Raw genomic sequence first — 15,238 nt, forward strand, 5'->3', positions numbered from 1 at the left:
AACTGACCTTGGCCCCGAAACGACGGAGCCGTTGGCGGCAAACGGAGAGGACGCGAAATGACACGGAAAATCAGGCTTGGAGCATTTCTTCCTGGCGGCGGACAGCATGTTGCATCCTGGCGCCACCCCGACCAGCCGGCCGATGGCGCCACCAGTTTCGAATTTCACAAAAAGCTCGCTTTGACAGCCGAGCGCGGCCTCTTCGATGCCTATTTCCTGGCAGACGGACTGGCGGTCGGTTTCGGCGGCGCGCGTGAAGGCGGCAACGCCCGCGTGGCCGGCTTTGAACCTGTCACATTGTTCTCCGCGCTCGCACCCCTGACCACACATCTCGGCTTCATCGCGACGTCGTCGACCACCTACGAGGAGCCTTATACCACTGCCCGGAAATTTGCTTCGCTCGACCTGATCTCGGACGGCCGCGCCGGCTGGAACGTCGTCACCACGACAGGCGACCTCACGGCGCAGAACTTCAACCGCGACACCCAGCTTCCGCATGCCGAGCGCTATCGCCGCGCCGCCGAGCACGTCGACGTCGTCCGCAAACTCTGGGAAAGCTTCGAGGACGACGCCTTCATCCGCGACAAGGAGACCGGCGTGTTCTACGACCCGGCGAAGTTGCACGACACCGATCATCGCGGCGAACACTTCAGCGTGCGCGGCCCGCTCAACGTATCGCGCTCGCCGCAGGGCCATCCCGTGATCGTGCAGGCCGGGCAGTCCGAAGATGGACGCGGTCTTGCCGCGGCGACGGCCGAAGTCATCTTCACCGCCCATCAGCACATCGAAACCGCCCAGGAATTCTACCGGGATATCAAGGCACGCGCCCGCGGCCTCGGCCGTAACCCTGATCACATCCTGGTCATGCCCGGCGTTTCCGCCTTCGTCGGCAGAACCGAAGCGGAGGCGCGGGAGAAATACGACCGTCTGACGTCGCTCATCGTCGAAGAGGACGGGATCGGCCTCCTCAACGGCCTGACCGGCGGCACGCTCGACCTGCACGGCTATGATCTCGACGGACCGCTGCCGCCGGCGCCGCCGACCGAGGGCATGAAGAGCCGCCAGGCCCTTATCCGCCAGATCGCCGACGAAAACAACTTCACCATCCGCCAGCTCTATCAGTGGATCGCATCGGCCCGCGGTCACTACACCATCGTCGGCACGGCCGAACAGATCGCCGACACGCTGCAGACATGGTTCGAGAACGAAGCGGCCGACGGCTTCAACATTCTGCCGCCCTGGCTGCCGACCGCGCTCGACGACTTCGTCGATCTGGTCATCCCGGAACTGCAGCGCCGCGGCCTGTTCCGCACAGCTTATGAAGGCAAGACGCTGCGGGAGAACCTCGGCCTGCCTTTCCCGGCCAATCGGTGGGCTGCCGGCCGTGCAGCTCTCCAGGCAGCAGAGTGAGGAGCGATCCATGGCTTATGAAATCAATCAGGCTCTCCCAAGAAGCTTCGGCCGCCTGAAGAGCGGCGAAAGCATTGCGCCGACTTTCGCGTCGCATGTGCGCGGTGTGCTCGCATCGCTTCTGCCGCGCTACAGTCTGCTCATCGCCTTCCTCGTGCTCTGGCAGGTGTCGAGCACCAGGGGCTGGATCAATCCCGCCATCTTCCCGCCGTTGAACGTGATCCTGTCGGCGCTCTGGACCAACCTTGCCAATGGCGCACTGCTCGATGACATCGCCATCAGCCTGCAGCGATCCGGCACCGCCTTTGCTTTCGCCGTCGTGGTCGGCATTCCGCTCGGCCTGTTCATGGGTCAGTTTCGGGCGGTCGAACAGGCGCTCGATCCGATCCTGCAGCTCTTCCGCCAGACCTCGGCGCTGGCGCTCTATCCGGTCTTCATCTTGCTGCTTGGCCTCGGCGAAACGTCGAAGATCTTCGTGATCTTCTGGGCGACGCTGTTCCCGGTGCTGCTCGCCACGATCGGCGGCGTCAAGGAGGTGGACAAGAAGCTCATCGAGATGGCGCGGACCTATGGCGCCGGGTCGCTGACCATCTTCCGCCGCGTCATCCTGCCGGCCTCCGTTCCTGCGATCTTCGTCGGCCTGCGTCTCTCGGCGACGACCGCACTTCTGCTGCTGATCGCCGCCGAGATGATCGGCGCCAACAAGGGCATCGGATTCCAGGTCATGAACGCCCAGTACAATTTCCAGATCCCGCTGATGTTTGCGGCGATCCTGCTGCTCGCCTTCCTCGGGCTTGCCGCCAATGCCCTGCTCGTTCTCCTGCAGCGCCGCCTCTGCCGCTGGTCGCAGCCGAACGCCTGATCTTTTCCTCCGATTTTCCTCTTCCGAAAGGACTTTCCATGACCTTCCATCCCCGCAACGTTCTCCTGCCGGCCGTGATCGCGCTCGGTCTTGCCACGCCGGCCGCCGCCACCGACACGGTGAAACTGCGCTACCTCGCGAGCCAAGGCGGCCTTGCCGCCCATGAACTCGCCGAAGAGCTCGGCTATTTCAAAGACACCGGCATCACCTTTGAGAATGTCGGCTATGCCCAGGGCGGCCCGGCCTCTCTCATCGCTCTCGCATCCGGGGACGTCGAGATCGGCAGCGCCGCCACCTCCGCCGTGCTGAATTCGATCATCGGCGGCAATGATTTCGTCGCCGCCTATCCGTCGAACGGCATCAATGACGAAGTGCAGTCGACCTTCTACGTGCTGGAAGACAGCCCGATCAAAAGCATCAAGGACATTGCCGGCAAGAGCATCGCCGTCAACACGCTCGGCGCCCATCTCGATTATACCATCCGCGAAGCCCTGCATTCCGTTGGCCTGCCGAGTGATTCCGCCAACCAGGTCGTCGTTCCTGGGCCGCAGCTCGAGCAGGTGCTGCGCTCCAAGCAGGTCGATATTGCCGCCTTCGGCTATTGGCAGACGACCTTCGAGGGTGCGGCGCTGAAGAACGGCGGCCTGCGCGCGGTCTTCGACGATACCGACGTGCTCGGCGACATCGCCGGCGGCTTCGTGGTCCTGCGCCGTGATTTCATTCAGCAGCATCCCGAGGCTGCGAAGATCTTCGTCGAGCAATCGGCCCGTGCCCTCGATTATGCCCGCGAACATCCCGAGGAGACCAAGAAGATCCTGGCCAAGGCACTCAGCGAGCGGGGCGAGAACCCTGATATCGCGCAGTATTTCCGGGGCTACGGCGTGCGCGCCGGCGGCCTGCCAGTCGAGCGCGACATCCAGTTCTGGATCGACGTCCTGGTTCGCGAAGGCAAGCTGAAGCAGGGCCAGCTCGCGGCCAAGGACATCATCTTCACCGCCGACGCCAAGCCGGCAAGCAACTGAGGAACTGCAATGAGCCTCGCCCAGGACATTCGCCGCGGAGAGGTGACGATCCGTCACCTCTCAAAATCCTACAAGCTGAACGGCAGCCATCTGCAGGTTCTGAAAGATATCAACCTCCACATCCGCTCCGGTGAAAGCCTCGCCATCGTCGGCGCCAGCGGATCGGGCAAGACGACCTTGCTCCGGGTTCTGGCCGGTCTCGAAGAGTCCGATACCGGTGAGGTAATCGTCGACGGCAAGACAATCCGCGGCGTCGGCGCGGAACGCGCCGTCATCTTCCAGGAGCCGCGCCTTCTTCCCTGGCTCGACGTCCTCGGCAACGTCGCCTTCGGGCTGGAAACGAGAGGTCTCACCCGCGAGCAGGCGAGGGCGCGTGCGCGCCATTACGTCAAGCTCGTCGGCCTGCAGCAATTCGAGGCGGCCTATCCAAGGCAACTGTCCGGCGGCATGGCACAGCGCGTCGGCATCGCCCGGGCGCTTGCCGTCCAGCCGGAAATCCTGCTGCTCGACGAACCGCTCGGCGCGCTCGATGCGATGACCAAGATCGGCATGCAGCAGGAGCTCGCCCGCATCTGGCGCGATGAGGATGTGACGACCATTCTCGTCACGCACGATCTCGAGGAGGCGATCTATCTCGCCGACCGGATTCTGATCCTGCCTCGGGAAAAGGGAGGCGAGCCGCGCCTGATCGACATCGATCTACCGCGACCCCGCGACCGCAGCGCCCCGGAATTCGTCCGGCACCGCGAGGAGTTGCTCAACCTGTTCGGGCTGCATTGAAGGCTGCGCCGCAGCCTTCGCGGGGCTATGCGATCCAGGGATCGATGAGTTCGATCCCGAACCCCTCGAAATCCCTGGTGTTGCGCGTGGCGAGAGTGAGATCGTGAGCAACCGCGGTTGCAGCGATCAGTCCATCTATCGACGACAGGCCGCGGCCGTTCCGCTTCGCGGGCCCCATAAGGTCACCCCAGGCTAAGGCAACCGGCTCGTCCATCGGAATGATGCGGCCCTCGAAGCGTTGCGGCAGGTCCCGGGCAAGCCATTCGGCCAGCGCGTCGCGTTTCCGTCCGCTGTCCATCAGGGCAACACCGCGCCGGATCTCCGCGACAGACACGATGCTGATGAAGGAGCGATCCTCATCCAGCTTATCCAGCCAAGCCAAGACGCGCATGTCGGGGTTCGGCTTCGTCACCTCCAACAGCACGTTGGTGTCCAGCAGAAGCCTCACAGTTCGGGATCACGCGGTTCGTCGCGTTTATGCTCGAGATCCAGATCGGCGCCACGCAGCGGCGAACTCATCAGGAATTCGGCAAGCGTACCCTTGCGCGCAGTCTTGCGCTGCCACTCCTCGGCGGAGACGACGACGACGCTCGGCTTGCCGTTCCGGGTAATCGTTTGCGGCGCGGATTGCGCGCGTTCGATAACCTCGGAAAGCTTTGCCTTTGCGCTGGCGACGGTCCAGCTTTCATTGCCTTGCCGTGACGGCCGCATTGCTCAACTCTATGACCAGAATGACCATAGTGACTATATAAGCCCAGGCCGGAGGAGTGGCAAGCGGCGTAGCTATCACGGTTTGCGTCTCGCTCCTGCGGTCAGATAGGGCCGCCGGTCCAGTTCCGCGGATCTCAACGAACTGCGTAGCCGCAGAAGATCCTTGCGGGCGATCAGGCCGCACAGCCTGCCTGAGGCCGGATCGACGATCGGGATACGGCCATTGTCCGTCGACAGCATCAGGTCTGCAATGAAGGCGACGATATCATCAGGATGTCCGACGGGGACGGAATTATCCGTTACGGTTTCGCCAAGCGCCTGGGCCGCGAGGTCGGGCTTGCCCTGCCAGAGCAGGGCATCGGCTCGCGAGACGATGCCGGCGAGCTTGCCCGCAGCATCGACCAGCGGATAGATCCGGTGCGTCTTCTGCTGCGAGGCGAAGAAATCGCAGGCTTCTCCGACCGTCATGGTAACGGGAAGCGTATCGACCTCGGTGATCATGATTTCCCTTGCCCGGGAAAGCTCGAGCGGATCGACGCCGTATTCGCGGGTGATGTGCTGCCCGCGGCGCGCGATCTTCTCGGTGAGGATCGAGCGGCGCAGCAGCAGCACCGTGACGGCATAGGCGACCACGGTTGCGGCGAGCAGGGGAACGAGCGTGCTGACGTCGCCGGTGATCTCCATCGCGAAGAAGGTTCCCGTCAGCGGCGCGCGCATTGTTCCGCCCATCATCGCCGCCATGCCGAGCAGTGCAAAGAAGCCGGGATCATTGCCAGGCATAATCAGCCCGACCAGCCATCCGAGCGCGCCGCCGAAGATGAGAAGGGGGGCGAGCACGCCGCCTGAGGTTCCCGACGAGAGGGCAAACAGCCAGATGACGGTTTTCACCAAGAGGATCGACATGACTGCCGGCGCGAGCAGCCGGTTGTTGAGCAGGCCATCGATAATGTCGTAACCGACGCCCATGGCCCGCGGCTCGATCAGGCCGCCGAGACCGATGACGAGACCGCCGAGCATCGGCCACCACATCCAGTGGATCGGCAGCGCCTCGAACAGATCCTCGATCTTATAGAGCAGCGTCGTCAACAACCCCGATTGCAGCCCCGATATGATGCCCAGCGCCGCACAGGCGAAAATCCCCCACCACGGCAAATCAACCTGAAAATGGGTCGGGAACAGCGGGCCTGTGCCGAAGAGCAGCGGGCGCCAGCAGATCGACACACAGGCGGCAACGGCGACGGGAATGAAGCTGCGCGGTTTCCATTCGAACAACAGCAGTTCGACCGCCAGCATGACCGCGGCGATCGGCGAGCCGAAGATCGCCGTCATGCCGGCGGCGGCACCCGCGACGAGCAGCGTCTTGCGCTCCGCCGCACTCATGTGAAAGAACTGGGCAAAGAGCGAGCCGATCGCCCCACCGGTCATGATGATCGGCCCCTCGGCGCCGAACGGGCCGCCGGTTCCGATCGAGATTGCCGAGGACAGCGGCTTCAGGACCGCGACCTTCGGCGACATCCGGCTGCCGCCGATCAGGATGGCTTCGATCGCCTCGGGAATGCCGTGGCCGCGGATTTTTTCTGACCCGAAGCGGGCCATCAGGCCGATGACCAGCCCGCCGAGCGGCGGCACCAGCACCATCCACAGAGACCGCGGCACTGATGCCAGCGAGTTAGGCTGAATGCCGATCTGCCCGAACCAGATGACATTCGTCACCAGCGCGATCAGGCTGACGAGACACCAGGCCGCAAACGCACCTGATGTCCCAATAATGATGGACATTCCGATCAGCAGGAGCACCCGCCTGTCGGTGGTGAAATCGCCGGCCTCGCGCCGGGAAAGACCGCCGGTAAAATCATGCGGGCGGTTGCTTGGTTGCTGCTGCGCCATGGAAGCCTCTGGTACGCGGAAATGGGTCTGCTCATGTGGCGTCATTATATCGTGATACGATATAAATCAATGGACGAAAGCGAGAAGACGAAAATCTGTCGGAAGATGCCTCACTTGACCGGCTGGCGGCCGTGCATCTATTCGAGATCGGCAATAGCGCACGCATGGATCGCCTCCTGCGAACCAAGCGGCAGAGGAGAATGACTGTGAAGAAAATCCCGCCGCCGCTGAGACAGGAGGATTACGAGGCGCTCGCCGATCTCAGATTTGCGCTTCGCCAGTTCATGGACTTCAGCGCTTCGGCCGCTCAGTCGGAAGGATTGCCCGTGCAGCAGCATCAGGCGCTGCTGGCAATCAAGGGACAGCGCGGCGGCGAAGCCATGACCATCGGCATGCTGGCCGAGCGGCTGATCATCGCGCCGCACACGGCGACCGAACTCGTCGGACGGCTTTCGGACGCAGGGCTGGTCGAGCGCCATGCCGATCCTACTGACAGGCGTCGCCAGACGATCCTCCTGACAGAGAAGGCGGATAAGCTTCTGATGAGGCTGAGCGCCGTCCATCTTTCAGAAATCAGGGTGATGGCGCCGAAGTTGATCGAGCTTCTGCTCGAGCTTCAGAAGACGGCAAAATGAACCGCCGCCTTGCTCGGCAGCTCACCCTCAGGCGTTTTCGGCGACCAGCGGCTGAATGACGGGCTGACCGCGCCGATCGCGCAATACCTCGACATCTACACCGTAAGTATGCGCGATGAGCGACGGCGTGACGATCGATTGCGGATGACCGCTCGCCTTCATCGTTCCCTCAGCGATCACCAGCAGATTGTCGGCATATTGGCAGGCCAGATTGAGATCGTGCAGCACGACCATGGTGACCCAGCCATTGGCGCGCGTTTCCCGGCGCACCAGATCGAGCAGCGCGATCTGATGCTTCAGATCGAGCGCGCTGACGGGCTCGTCCAGCAGCATGACTTTCGGCGCGCGCATCAGCACCTGCGAAAACAGCGCCATCTGCCTTTGTCCGCCGCTGAGCGACGCGATGTCGCGGCCGGCAAGATGGGCGATGCCGGCCTGCGAAAGCCGCGTCATCGCCATGTCGAGCGTCTCGTCATCGATGTGCAGCGACAGCCGGCCAAGCCGCCCGAGCACCACGACTTCGAGAACGGTGAGCGCAATATCGGCGGCGGTGTCCTGCGGCATATAGGCGAAGCTTTCGCGCCAGGACTTCAGCGTCCGCGCGCTCGTGCGTCCGGCGGAGAGGCTGTTGCCGCCAAGCGTGAGCCTGCCCTCGGCGAGCGGCAAGTCGCCGAAGAGCGCCCGCAGAAGCGTGGTCTTGCCTGTGCCGTTGGGGCCGATGACAGCGTGGATCTTGCCGGCCTCCAGGCTGGTATCGATACCGGAGACAATCCTTTGCCCGCCGCGTTCGATGGCGATGTTTTCAAGGCGGATCATGCGCCAGATCTCTTCGGCGCGAAGATCAACCACAGCAGGAACGGTACGCCGACAATGGCGGTGACGATGCCGACGGGAAACAGCGCGCCGGGGATGATCGACTTCGACACGACGGAGGCGGCCGACAGCATCAGCGCGCCGCTGACGACGGACATCGGCAGGAAGAAGCGCTGATCCTCGCCGACCGTCATGCGGGCGATGTGCGGGGCAACGAGGCCGATGAAGCCGATCACGCCGACGAAACTCGTGGCGGTCGCCGTCATCACCGCGACGATGACGAGGACTTTCATGCGCAAGAGCCGGACGTTGACGCCGAGGCTTGCGGCCCGCATCTCCCCCATGCGCAAGGCCGCGAGTTTCCAGGAATCCGCCATCAGCATAGCGCAACAGACGAGGGTGACAGCCGCGGTCAGGCCAAGCGTCGGCCAGGTCGCTTTGGTCAGGCTGCCGAACAGCCAGAACAATATCTGCTGCGACAGCTCCGGCGAGGACAGAAATTGGATGAGCGACAGCAGCGACTGGAACAAGAACAGCAGAGCGATGCCGCCGAGAATGATGGTTTCCGCCGTCATGCGGCGCATCGATGCCAGCGTGAAGAGAAAGAGCGCCGCCAACATGGAAAAGACGAAAGCGCCGAGCGGCACGGCGATCATCGCATCGAGGCCGAAATCGCCGAGCGCCAACACCAGCGCCGCCCCGAACCCCGCCGCAGCCGCCATGCCGAGGGTATAGGGGCTTGCCATCGGATTGTTGAGAAGCGTCTGCATCTGCGCGCCTCCGGCCCCGAGTGCTGCGCCGACGGCAAGCGCCATCAGCGCCATGGGCAGGCGCAGGCCGCGAACGATGGCGTCAGTCATGGCCGCGCGCTCGCCGAGACCTGTGAGCGAACGCACCACTTCCACTGGCGACAGCAGCGACGGGCCTGTCGCGATATCGAGAACGAGGCAAACCACCATCAGAGCCACGAAAATCAGAAGACTGCGCCAGCGCCTGCGTTCGCGCAGGCGGTGCGCGCCGATCGCTTCGGCATTGCGGGCGGTCACTGTCATCCAAACACCCATTTCAACGGAAAACGAGCGCCATGGAACATGGCGCTCGCAAAGAAGGACCGACCAGGATCAACCCTTGACGGCGATGGCGAAAGTGCCTTCGGGAACCACCGGCAGATACTTCTTGTAATAGCCGAGGTAGTTGGCAACCGGATCGACATCCTTGAACTGCTCGGGATAGAGCTGCTTGGCGATGTATTGCACCATCGCAAAATCAGAGATCGTGCGGGAGGCGCCTTGATAGACGCCGAAGAGATGGGCGTCCTTGACGGCGGGCAGTTCGCTCCAGCCCTGGCGGGTTTCGAAAGCCTTGAGCTTTTCGCGGGCTTCGTCGGCCTTGACACCCTGTCCCATCGGGAGAGCGGTCTCGCTCTTGTTGTTCTCGCGGCCGGAAATGAAGATGGCATCCGGCTTGGACGCCAGCACCTGCTCCGGATTGATCGGACCCCACCACTCCACGAAGGGCGCTGCAATATTGTCGCCGCCGGCGGCCGTCGACATGGCGCCCCACATGTTCTTGCCGTAGGTGAAGGAATATTCCGCCGGTCCCTTGTTGCCGAATTCGACATAGACCTTCGGCTTCGGCTTGCCCGACGCGGCGACGCGGACGGCGATGTCCTTCAGCGCGCCGGCGTAGAAATCGGCGATTTCCTTGCCGCGTGCATCCTGGCCGGTCAGCTGCCCGAACAGCACGGTCGAGGCGACATGGCGCTCGATGGTCTGAGCGTTGTAATCGACGACGACGACCGGAATGCCTTGCTCTTCCAAGCGATGGGCGTCCTGGCCGAGCGCCTGATACTGCCAGTCGGCAAGGATAACCAGGTCGGGATTGAGGCTCAGCACTTTCTCGATGGAAAAGGTCTGCGCTTCCACTTCGCCGACATCGGCGATGTCGCCGAGCGAGGGGCGGTGGGCAAGGTGCATCTTCCAGTTCGCGGGAACCCAGCCCTCCCATGCCTCGCGTGAAATCCCGACGACGGAAACATAGGCCTTCTCGCCGCCGACGGCCATGTAATCTTCGAAATAGAAGCCGAGAACGACGCGCTTGGCCGGAAGGTCGACCTTCACCTGGCGGCCGATCACATCGGTGATCGTTTTCTGCTCTGCCATGGCAGAGGACGCGGAGAAAACAGCGGAAATAGAAATAAACGAGGCAGCCAGCCAGCCGGCCACGGATCTAAAATTCATGACAACCTTCCAACAGTTAAATACGAGGCCGGGTTATAAAAGATGATCAAACAAATCAAGTTATTTATCGACAGGCTCTCTCACCGGCAAAGCCTAGGTTTCGGCGGTAGGAATAACGGCGCACCTCATCCCGATCGATCGGAGACAGCGGACGCATGACGACCGCCGCCACTCTCTGCGGCTTCAGCGCAAAAGCGTCTTGCCCAAGCGATGGATATGGGCAGCACCGATGCCGCAGCAGCCGCCGATAATCGTCGCGCCGGCTTCGGCCCAGGAGCAGGCAAAACGCGAATAGACATCGCCGTTCAGATCGTCGCGGGTCTCGTGCAGGCCTTCATTGGCGGCCGATGCGCCCTGTTCGCCTTCGAAGGCATTGGCATAGACGCCGATTTCGATCGGGGCGTCCGCCTTGCGGAACACCCGCGCTGCCGTCTCCACAGCTGCCCGCATGACCTCGGGCTTGCTGCAGTTGAACAGGAAGGCCTCTGCACCCGATGACACCGCCCAGGACGCCGCCGCCTCGACGCTTTCGCCGGAACGAAGCTTCGGCTCGCCGCTTTTGATATCCGCTTCATCATCCGCCAGCGTGAAGGAAATCCAGAAGGGTTTGCCCGATGCCGCCACCGCCTCGCGGACGGCCTCGCCCTCGGCGATCAGACTCAGCGTCTCGCCGAGCCATATGTCGACGAAGGGGGCGAGGTTTTCGACCAGCACCTTGAGGTAATCCTGCACCCGCGCAGGCTGAAAATTCCGCGGCTCGTAAGAGCCGAAGATCGGCGGCAGCGAACCGGCGACCAGCACCTTGCGACCAGTAACGGAATCGGCCGCCTCGCGCGCTAAGCGACCGGCAAGACGGATCAGCGCTGCACCCTCCTTCCGAAACCGGTCCTCGCCGATATGGAAGGGCACCAGCGCATAGCTGTTGGTCGTGACGACCTCAGAGCCGGCATCGATGAACTCCTTATGCACCTCGCGAACGATATCCGGCGAATTGATCAGCGCCAGCGCCGACCATTCGGGCTGCTTCAATTCGGCGCCGAGCCGCAACAGCTCGCGGCTCATGCCGCCATCGAGGATTCGTATCGTGCTCATGAAGAGATCTCCATTCAGGCTGTCGCGCCGTTGCCGGCGGCGGGCTTTAAAAACAAAGTGAGAAACGTCCGTCCGCCTAACGCCGCACCGGCACCTGCGCTTCGAGACCTCGAAAGACGCGGGCGATGACGGCGGTCAGGGCCAGATAGAAGAGGGTGACGACAAGCAGCGGCTCATAGACCAGCAGCGTGTCCTGGCGAACCTTGTTGGCCACGGCATAGAGATCCATCACCGTAACCGTGAAGGCAAGCGGCGTCGCCTTCAGCTGCATGACGATCTCTCCGGCGATCGTCGGCAGCGCAATGCGGATGGCGCGCGGCAGCCAGATGCGGCGGGTCAGTTTCCACGGCGACAGGCCGAAGGCTCGCCCGGCTTCGAGCTCACCCTTGGGAACGGCAAGCAGCGCGCCGCGCAGCACCTCTGCCTCGTAAGCCGCATAATTCAGCGTGAAGCTGACCGCGGCGAAGAAGAAGCCTTCGCGCAGGATCGGCCAGAACAGGGTCTGGCGGATGCCGGGGACCATCGGCAGCAGCGAGCCGACGCCGTAATAGAGAAGCCACAGTTGGATCAGCAGCGGCGTGCCACGGAAGAAGGTGCAGTAGCCGCGGGCAAGCAGCCGCGTCAGCCTGCCGCCGCTGACCTGCGCGAAGGCCAGACCGATGGCGATGATGAAACCGAACGTCACTGAGATGACCAGCAGCGACACCGTCTGCCAGGCGCCGGTCAGAAGCAGCGGCCAATAGGAAGAGATCCAGGTGAAACTCATAGGGCGCGGCTTCCTCAGGCGAGACGCGGCTGTCCGCGCCGGACCCGTCCTTCGATCAGCTTGAAAGCGACGTTGGAGACGAGCGTGATGGCGAGGTAGAGAAGGGCGGAAGCGAGGAAAAACACGAAGTAGTGTTTGGTGCTCGCCCCGGCGAGGCGGGTGGCGAGCGCCAGTTCCTGGTAGCCGACGACCGCCACCAGCGCGCTGTCCTTGGTGACCGACATCCACAGATTGGCCATCCCCGGCAGCGCGTTCGGCAACAGCGCCGGCAGCAAGACGCGGCGAAATCGCAGCGCCGGCCCCATGCCGAAAGCTTTGGCGGCTTCGATCTGGCCGGCGGGAATGGAAAGGATCGCGCCGCGCAGCACTTCCGTCATATAGGCGCCCTGCACGAAGCCGAGCACGGCGACGGCCGCGACAAAACCGTTCACTTCGATCGGCGGCAGTTCCAACGCCGCCAGCAGCCGGTTGAGGCCGTCGGTGCCGGCATAATAGAGCCCGACGATCAGGATCAGCTCGGGAACAGCGCGAATGACAGTGGTGTAGAGATCGAGCACCAGGCGGAGCGCGCGATTGCCCGAGAGCTTTCCAAACGCGCCGCCGGTGCCGAGCAAAATTCCGACTGCGAAGGCGCAAGCCGAGATGGCGACCGTGGAGACCGCGCCTGCCAAAAGAACGCCGCCCCATCCCGGAGGATAGGGAGACAGCAGATCCAGAATGCCTTGTTGCGCGGTCGCCATTTTTTGCAGTGCTTACTTCGCGCCGTAGATGTCGAAATCGAAGTATTTCTTGGTGATGGCGTCATACTGGCCGTTGGCGCGAACCGCAGCGATTGCCGCATTCAGCTTGGCTTTCAGCTCCGTATCTTCCTTGCGCAACCCGCCCGAAACGCCGGCTCCGAGAATTTCCTTGTCGTCGGCGACATCTCCCATCTTGGCGCAGCAATCCTTGCCGCCGTCGCTCTTCAGGAAGGCGTCGAGCGCCAAGGAATCGCCGAAGACGTAGTCGATACGGCCGGAGGCGAGATCCTGGAAAGCCTCGTCGAGCGTCTGATAGGTCTTTTCGTCGGCAGCCTCGGCAAAGTATTTCTTGTAATATTCGGACTGGATCGTCGACACCTGGATGCCGATGGTCTTGCCCTTCACATCCTCGGCAGTGGCGCCCGGCTTCTGGTCCTTGGGACCGATCAGCGTGCTCGGGGTGTTGTAGTACTTGTCGGTGAAGTCGATCACCTTCGAGCGTTCCGCCGTGTTCGACATCGATGACCAGATCACGTCGAATTTCTTGCTCTCAAGAGCCGGAATGAGACCATCCCAGGAAATGTCGACGATTGAGCACTTCTCCTTCATCTCCGCACAAACGGCGTTCATCAGGTCGATTTCCCAGCCGTGCCACTCACCCGAGGCGTCCTTGGCGAAGAACGGCGGATAGGATTCATTCATGACGCCAAAGCGGACTTCGGCCTGTGCGGCAACCGCAGAAAGCGCAAGTGCCGCGCCGGCAAAAAGCGTGGGGAGCAGTTTCATTCGCAGGTATCTCCTGGTTCGTGTGTTGTCGATGATGGCTGATGTGGATCAATGGGCGCTGAGACGGGTGAATTCCCGGCAGCGGGCGCTGACCGGCGCCCCGAAAACTTGCTCCGGCGACCCTTCCTCCTCGATCCGTCCTTGATGCAGGAAGAGGACGCGGCTCGAAACATCCCGGGCGAAACGCATTTCATGCGTGACGATCAGCATGGTTCGGCCTTCTTCGGCGAGATCGCGGATGACCTTGAGGACCTCACCGACCAGCTCCGGATCGAGCGCCGATGTCGGCTCGTCGAAAAGCATGACGGCGGGATCGACGCAGAGCGCCCGCGCAATTGCCGCGCGCTGCTGCTGACCGCCGGAGAGAAAGGCGGGATAGGCGTCGCGCTTGTCGAAGAGCCCGACCTTGTGGAGCAGAGATTCCGCCTTTTCGATCGCCTCGCGCTTTGAAATGCCCATGACATGCACCGGCGCCTCGATGACGTTTTCCAGCACGGTGCGATGCGCCCAGAGATTGAAACTCTGAAACACCATCCCCAGTCCGGTCCGCAGCCGTTCGATCTGCCGCCAGCTGTGCGGCTGCAGCCGCCCGCCGCGGCCGGCCTTCAGCGCGACTTCCTCGCCGTTGACGGCGATGCGGCCGCGATCCGGCGTTTCCAGGAAATTGATGCATCGGAGAAACGTGCTCTTGCCGGAGCCCGACGAACCGATGATCGAAATCACGTCCGACTTGTGGGCGTCAGTCGAGATACCTTTCAGAACCTGTTGCGAGCCGAAGCTTTTATGGAGATCTTCGACGCGAAGAGCAGGAGAGGGCTGATCCGACATGCATGGTTCCGGCTGAATTCAATCTACGAAGGATAATGATAAAAGAACGCGGTTTTTTCGCGCAATTTCCATCTCTTTTGCATATTATGAGCAAAATAATCTTTTCAACGCCGTGAATACGGCGCGATGCCGCTGCGGCAGGGATGGGACTGGACCATGGAGCAACTGGATCGTTTTGACCGCGACATTCTCGATATCGTCCAACGCGATTGCCAGTTGAAGGCTGAAACCATCGCCGAACGGGTCGGCCTTTCGGTCTCCGCCGTGCAGCGGCGGTTGAAGCGGCTGCGCGAGGAGGGGATCATCAAAGCGGAGGTGGCTATACTCGATCGCAAGGCGACGGCGACATCGATGGTCTTCATCGTCGGCATGGAGATCGAGCGCGACAATTACGACGCGCTGGCGAAATTCCGCCTTTGGGCGGAGAAGCAGGATCATATTCAGCAAGTCTATTACGTCACAGGCGCCGTCGATCTGATCGCGATCGTCACCGCCCGCGACGTCGAGCATTATGACGACATCGCCGCCCTGATCATGGCCGACAATCCGCAGATCCGCCGCATGCACACCAATGTCGTGCTGCGCGACGTCAAGCTCGGCCTGTTCGTGCCGCTGGAATAGCGATCGCGCCCCCGGGCAAGCGACTGGACTCATATAGGACAAAGG

The 15,238-nt window shown here is 62.4% G+C and carries 17 protein-coding genes; 6 read left to right on the top strand and 11 right to left on the bottom strand.

The window, feature by feature from the left end; all coding sequences use genetic code 11:
• The first annotated feature begins 57 nt into the window (after positions 1–57).
• Genes C4N04_RS14690 through C4N04_RS14705 form a run of 4 tightly spaced genes read left to right on the top strand, consistent with a single transcriptional unit; the run spans position 58 to position 4,074 of the window.
• Positions 58–1,410 carry an LLM class flavin-dependent oxidoreductase gene (locus tag C4N04_RS14690; RefSeq protein WP_040113060.1) on the top strand — a complete coding sequence of 451 codons (1,353 nt, stop codon included), beginning with the start codon at positions 58–60 and terminating at the stop codon, positions 1,408–1,410.
• A 10-nt stretch (positions 1,411–1,420) separates the two neighbouring features.
• A complete protein-coding gene (locus C4N04_RS14695; protein WP_106796369.1) occupies positions 1,421–2,272 on the top strand; it encodes an ABC transporter permease in 852 nt (283 codons plus the stop codon).
• Between the two features lie 38 nt (positions 2,273–2,310).
• The gene (locus C4N04_RS14700) at positions 2,311–3,294 is read left to right on the top strand and encodes an ABC transporter substrate-binding protein (RefSeq protein WP_106796370.1); all 984 of its coding nucleotides are present in this window, start codon (positions 2,311–2,313) and stop codon (positions 3,292–3,294) included.
• 9 nt (positions 3,295–3,303) lie between these two features.
• Positions 3,304–4,074 (top strand): ABC transporter ATP-binding protein, encoded by a 771-nt coding sequence (locus C4N04_RS14705; RefSeq protein ID WP_086156760.1) that lies wholly within the window; start codon positions 3,304–3,306, stop codon positions 4,072–4,074.
• Between the two features lie 25 nt (positions 4,075–4,099).
• Here the strand turns inward: C4N04_RS14705 and C4N04_RS14710 are convergent, their stop codons facing one another.
• From C4N04_RS14710 to C4N04_RS14720, 3 genes are all read right to left on the bottom strand, one after another.
• Positions 4,100–4,522, bottom strand: coding sequence for a type II toxin-antitoxin system VapC family toxin (locus C4N04_RS14710; RefSeq protein WP_106796371.1), 423 nt, complete (start codon positions 4,520–4,522; stop codon positions 4,100–4,102).
• On the bottom strand, positions 4,519–4,785 hold the full coding sequence (locus C4N04_RS14715; protein WP_106796372.1) for a type II toxin-antitoxin system Phd/YefM family antitoxin: 267 nt from the start codon (positions 4,783–4,785) through the stop codon (positions 4,519–4,521). The genes C4N04_RS14710 and C4N04_RS14715 overlap by 4 nt, the downstream gene beginning before the upstream one ends.
• A 75-nt stretch (positions 4,786–4,860) precedes the next feature.
• Positions 4,861–6,672 carry a chloride channel protein gene (locus C4N04_RS14720; protein ID WP_106796373.1) on the bottom strand — a complete coding sequence of 604 codons (1,812 nt, stop codon included), beginning with the start codon at positions 6,670–6,672 and terminating at the stop codon, positions 4,861–4,863.
• 206 nt (positions 6,673–6,878) lie between these two features.
• Between C4N04_RS14720 and C4N04_RS14725 the strand changes: the two genes are divergently transcribed.
• Complete coding sequence (locus C4N04_RS14725) at positions 6,879–7,307, top strand: helix-turn-helix domain-containing protein (RefSeq protein WP_040113053.1); 429 nt, start codon at positions 6,879–6,881, stop codon at positions 7,305–7,307.
• 27 nt (positions 7,308–7,334) lie between these two features.
• Here the strand turns inward: C4N04_RS14725 and C4N04_RS14730 are convergent, their stop codons facing one another.
• The 8 genes from C4N04_RS14730 to C4N04_RS14765 form a co-directional block, all read right to left on the bottom strand.
• On the bottom strand, positions 7,335–8,123 hold the full coding sequence (locus C4N04_RS14730; RefSeq protein ID WP_106796374.1) for an ABC transporter ATP-binding protein: 789 nt from the start codon (positions 8,121–8,123) through the stop codon (positions 7,335–7,337).
• Complete coding sequence (locus C4N04_RS14735) at positions 8,120–9,172, bottom strand: iron ABC transporter permease (RefSeq protein ID WP_096763875.1); 1,053 nt, start codon at positions 9,170–9,172, stop codon at positions 8,120–8,122. The genes C4N04_RS14730 and C4N04_RS14735 overlap by 4 nt, the downstream gene beginning before the upstream one ends.
• A gap of 69 nt (positions 9,173–9,241) precedes the next feature.
• Positions 9,242–10,360 (bottom strand): ABC transporter substrate-binding protein, encoded by a 1,119-nt coding sequence (locus C4N04_RS14740; protein ID WP_096763874.1) that lies wholly within the window; start codon positions 10,358–10,360, stop codon positions 9,242–9,244.
• Positions 10,361–10,543: 183 nt separating this feature from the next.
• Complete coding sequence (locus tag C4N04_RS14745) at positions 10,544–11,452, bottom strand: homocysteine S-methyltransferase family protein (RefSeq protein ID WP_096763873.1); 909 nt, start codon at positions 11,450–11,452, stop codon at positions 10,544–10,546.
• A gap of 76 nt (positions 11,453–11,528) precedes the next feature.
• Positions 11,529–12,218, bottom strand: a complete 690-nt coding sequence (locus C4N04_RS14750) for an ABC transporter permease (RefSeq protein WP_106796375.1) — start codon at positions 12,216–12,218, stop codon at positions 11,529–11,531.
• A gap of 14 nt (positions 12,219–12,232) precedes the next feature.
• The gene (locus tag C4N04_RS14755; RefSeq protein ID WP_096763871.1) at positions 12,233–12,958 is read right to left on the bottom strand and encodes an ABC transporter permease subunit; all 726 of its coding nucleotides are present in this window, start codon (positions 12,956–12,958) and stop codon (positions 12,233–12,235) included.
• Positions 12,959–12,970: 12 nt separating this feature from the next.
• Positions 12,971–13,744 (bottom strand): transporter substrate-binding domain-containing protein, encoded by a 774-nt coding sequence (locus C4N04_RS14760; protein ID WP_040143114.1) that lies wholly within the window; start codon positions 13,742–13,744, stop codon positions 12,971–12,973.
• A 48-nt stretch (positions 13,745–13,792) separates the two neighbouring features.
• On the bottom strand, positions 13,793–14,572 hold the full coding sequence (locus C4N04_RS14765; RefSeq protein ID WP_106796376.1) for an ATP-binding cassette domain-containing protein: 780 nt from the start codon (positions 14,570–14,572) through the stop codon (positions 13,793–13,795).
• A 156-nt stretch (positions 14,573–14,728) separates the two neighbouring features.
• On the opposite strand from C4N04_RS14765, the gene C4N04_RS14770 reads away from it, so the two are divergent.
• Positions 14,729–15,193, top strand: coding sequence for an Lrp/AsnC family transcriptional regulator (locus C4N04_RS14770; RefSeq protein ID WP_106796418.1), 465 nt, complete (start codon positions 14,729–14,731; stop codon positions 15,191–15,193).
• Positions 15,194–15,238 lie beyond the last annotated feature (45 nt).

Origin of the sequence: Rhizobium sp. H4 (assembly GCF_003013335.1) — a bacterium.
GTDB classification, from domain to species: domain Bacteria; phylum Pseudomonadota; class Alphaproteobacteria; order Rhizobiales; family Rhizobiaceae; genus Rhizobium; species Rhizobium sophoriradicis.

Excerpts from the sequence above, each read along its gene's own strand:
- C4N04_RS14690 (WP_040113060.1), top strand. The coding sequence starts at position 58 with ATGACACGGAAAATCAGGCTTGGAGCATTTCTTCCTGGCGGCGGACAG.
- C4N04_RS14695 (WP_106796369.1), top strand. The coding sequence starts at position 1,421 with ATGGCTTATGAAATCAATCAGGCTCTCCCAAGAAGCTTCGGCCGCCTG.
- C4N04_RS14700 (WP_106796370.1), top strand. The coding sequence starts at position 2,311 with ATGACCTTCCATCCCCGCAACGTTCTCCTGCCGGCCGTGATCGCGCTC.
- C4N04_RS14705 (WP_086156760.1), top strand. The coding sequence starts at position 3,304 with ATGAGCCTCGCCCAGGACATTCGCCGCGGAGAGGTGACGATCCGTCAC.
- C4N04_RS14715 (WP_106796372.1), bottom strand. The coding sequence starts at position 4,785 with ATGCGGCCGTCACGGCAAGGCAATGAAAGCTGGACCGTCGCCAGCGCA.
- C4N04_RS14720 (WP_106796373.1), bottom strand. The coding sequence starts at position 6,672 with ATGGCGCAGCAGCAACCAAGCAACCGCCCGCATGATTTTACCGGCGGT.
- C4N04_RS14730 (WP_106796374.1), bottom strand. The coding sequence starts at position 8,123 with ATGATCCGCCTTGAAAACATCGCCATCGAACGCGGCGGGCAAAGGATT.
- C4N04_RS14735 (WP_096763875.1), bottom strand. The coding sequence starts at position 9,172 with ATGACAGTGACCGCCCGCAATGCCGAAGCGATCGGCGCGCACCGCCTG.
- C4N04_RS14740 (WP_096763874.1), bottom strand. The coding sequence starts at position 10,360 with ATGAATTTTAGATCCGTGGCCGGCTGGCTGGCTGCCTCGTTTATTTCT.
- C4N04_RS14745 (WP_096763873.1), bottom strand. The coding sequence starts at position 11,452 with ATGAGCACGATACGAATCCTCGATGGCGGCATGAGCCGCGAGCTGTTG.
- C4N04_RS14750 (WP_106796375.1), bottom strand. The coding sequence starts at position 12,218 with ATGAGTTTCACCTGGATCTCTTCCTATTGGCCGCTGCTTCTGACCGGC.
- C4N04_RS14755 (WP_096763871.1), bottom strand. The coding sequence starts at position 12,958 with ATGGCGACCGCGCAACAAGGCATTCTGGATCTGCTGTCTCCCTATCCT.
- C4N04_RS14760 (WP_040143114.1), bottom strand. The coding sequence starts at position 13,744 with ATGAAACTGCTCCCCACGCTTTTTGCCGGCGCGGCACTTGCGCTTTCT.
- C4N04_RS14765 (WP_106796376.1), bottom strand. The coding sequence starts at position 14,572 with ATGTCGGATCAGCCCTCTCCTGCTCTTCGCGTCGAAGATCTCCATAAA.
- C4N04_RS14770 (WP_106796418.1), top strand. The coding sequence starts at position 14,729 with ATGGAGCAACTGGATCGTTTTGACCGCGACATTCTCGATATCGTCCAA.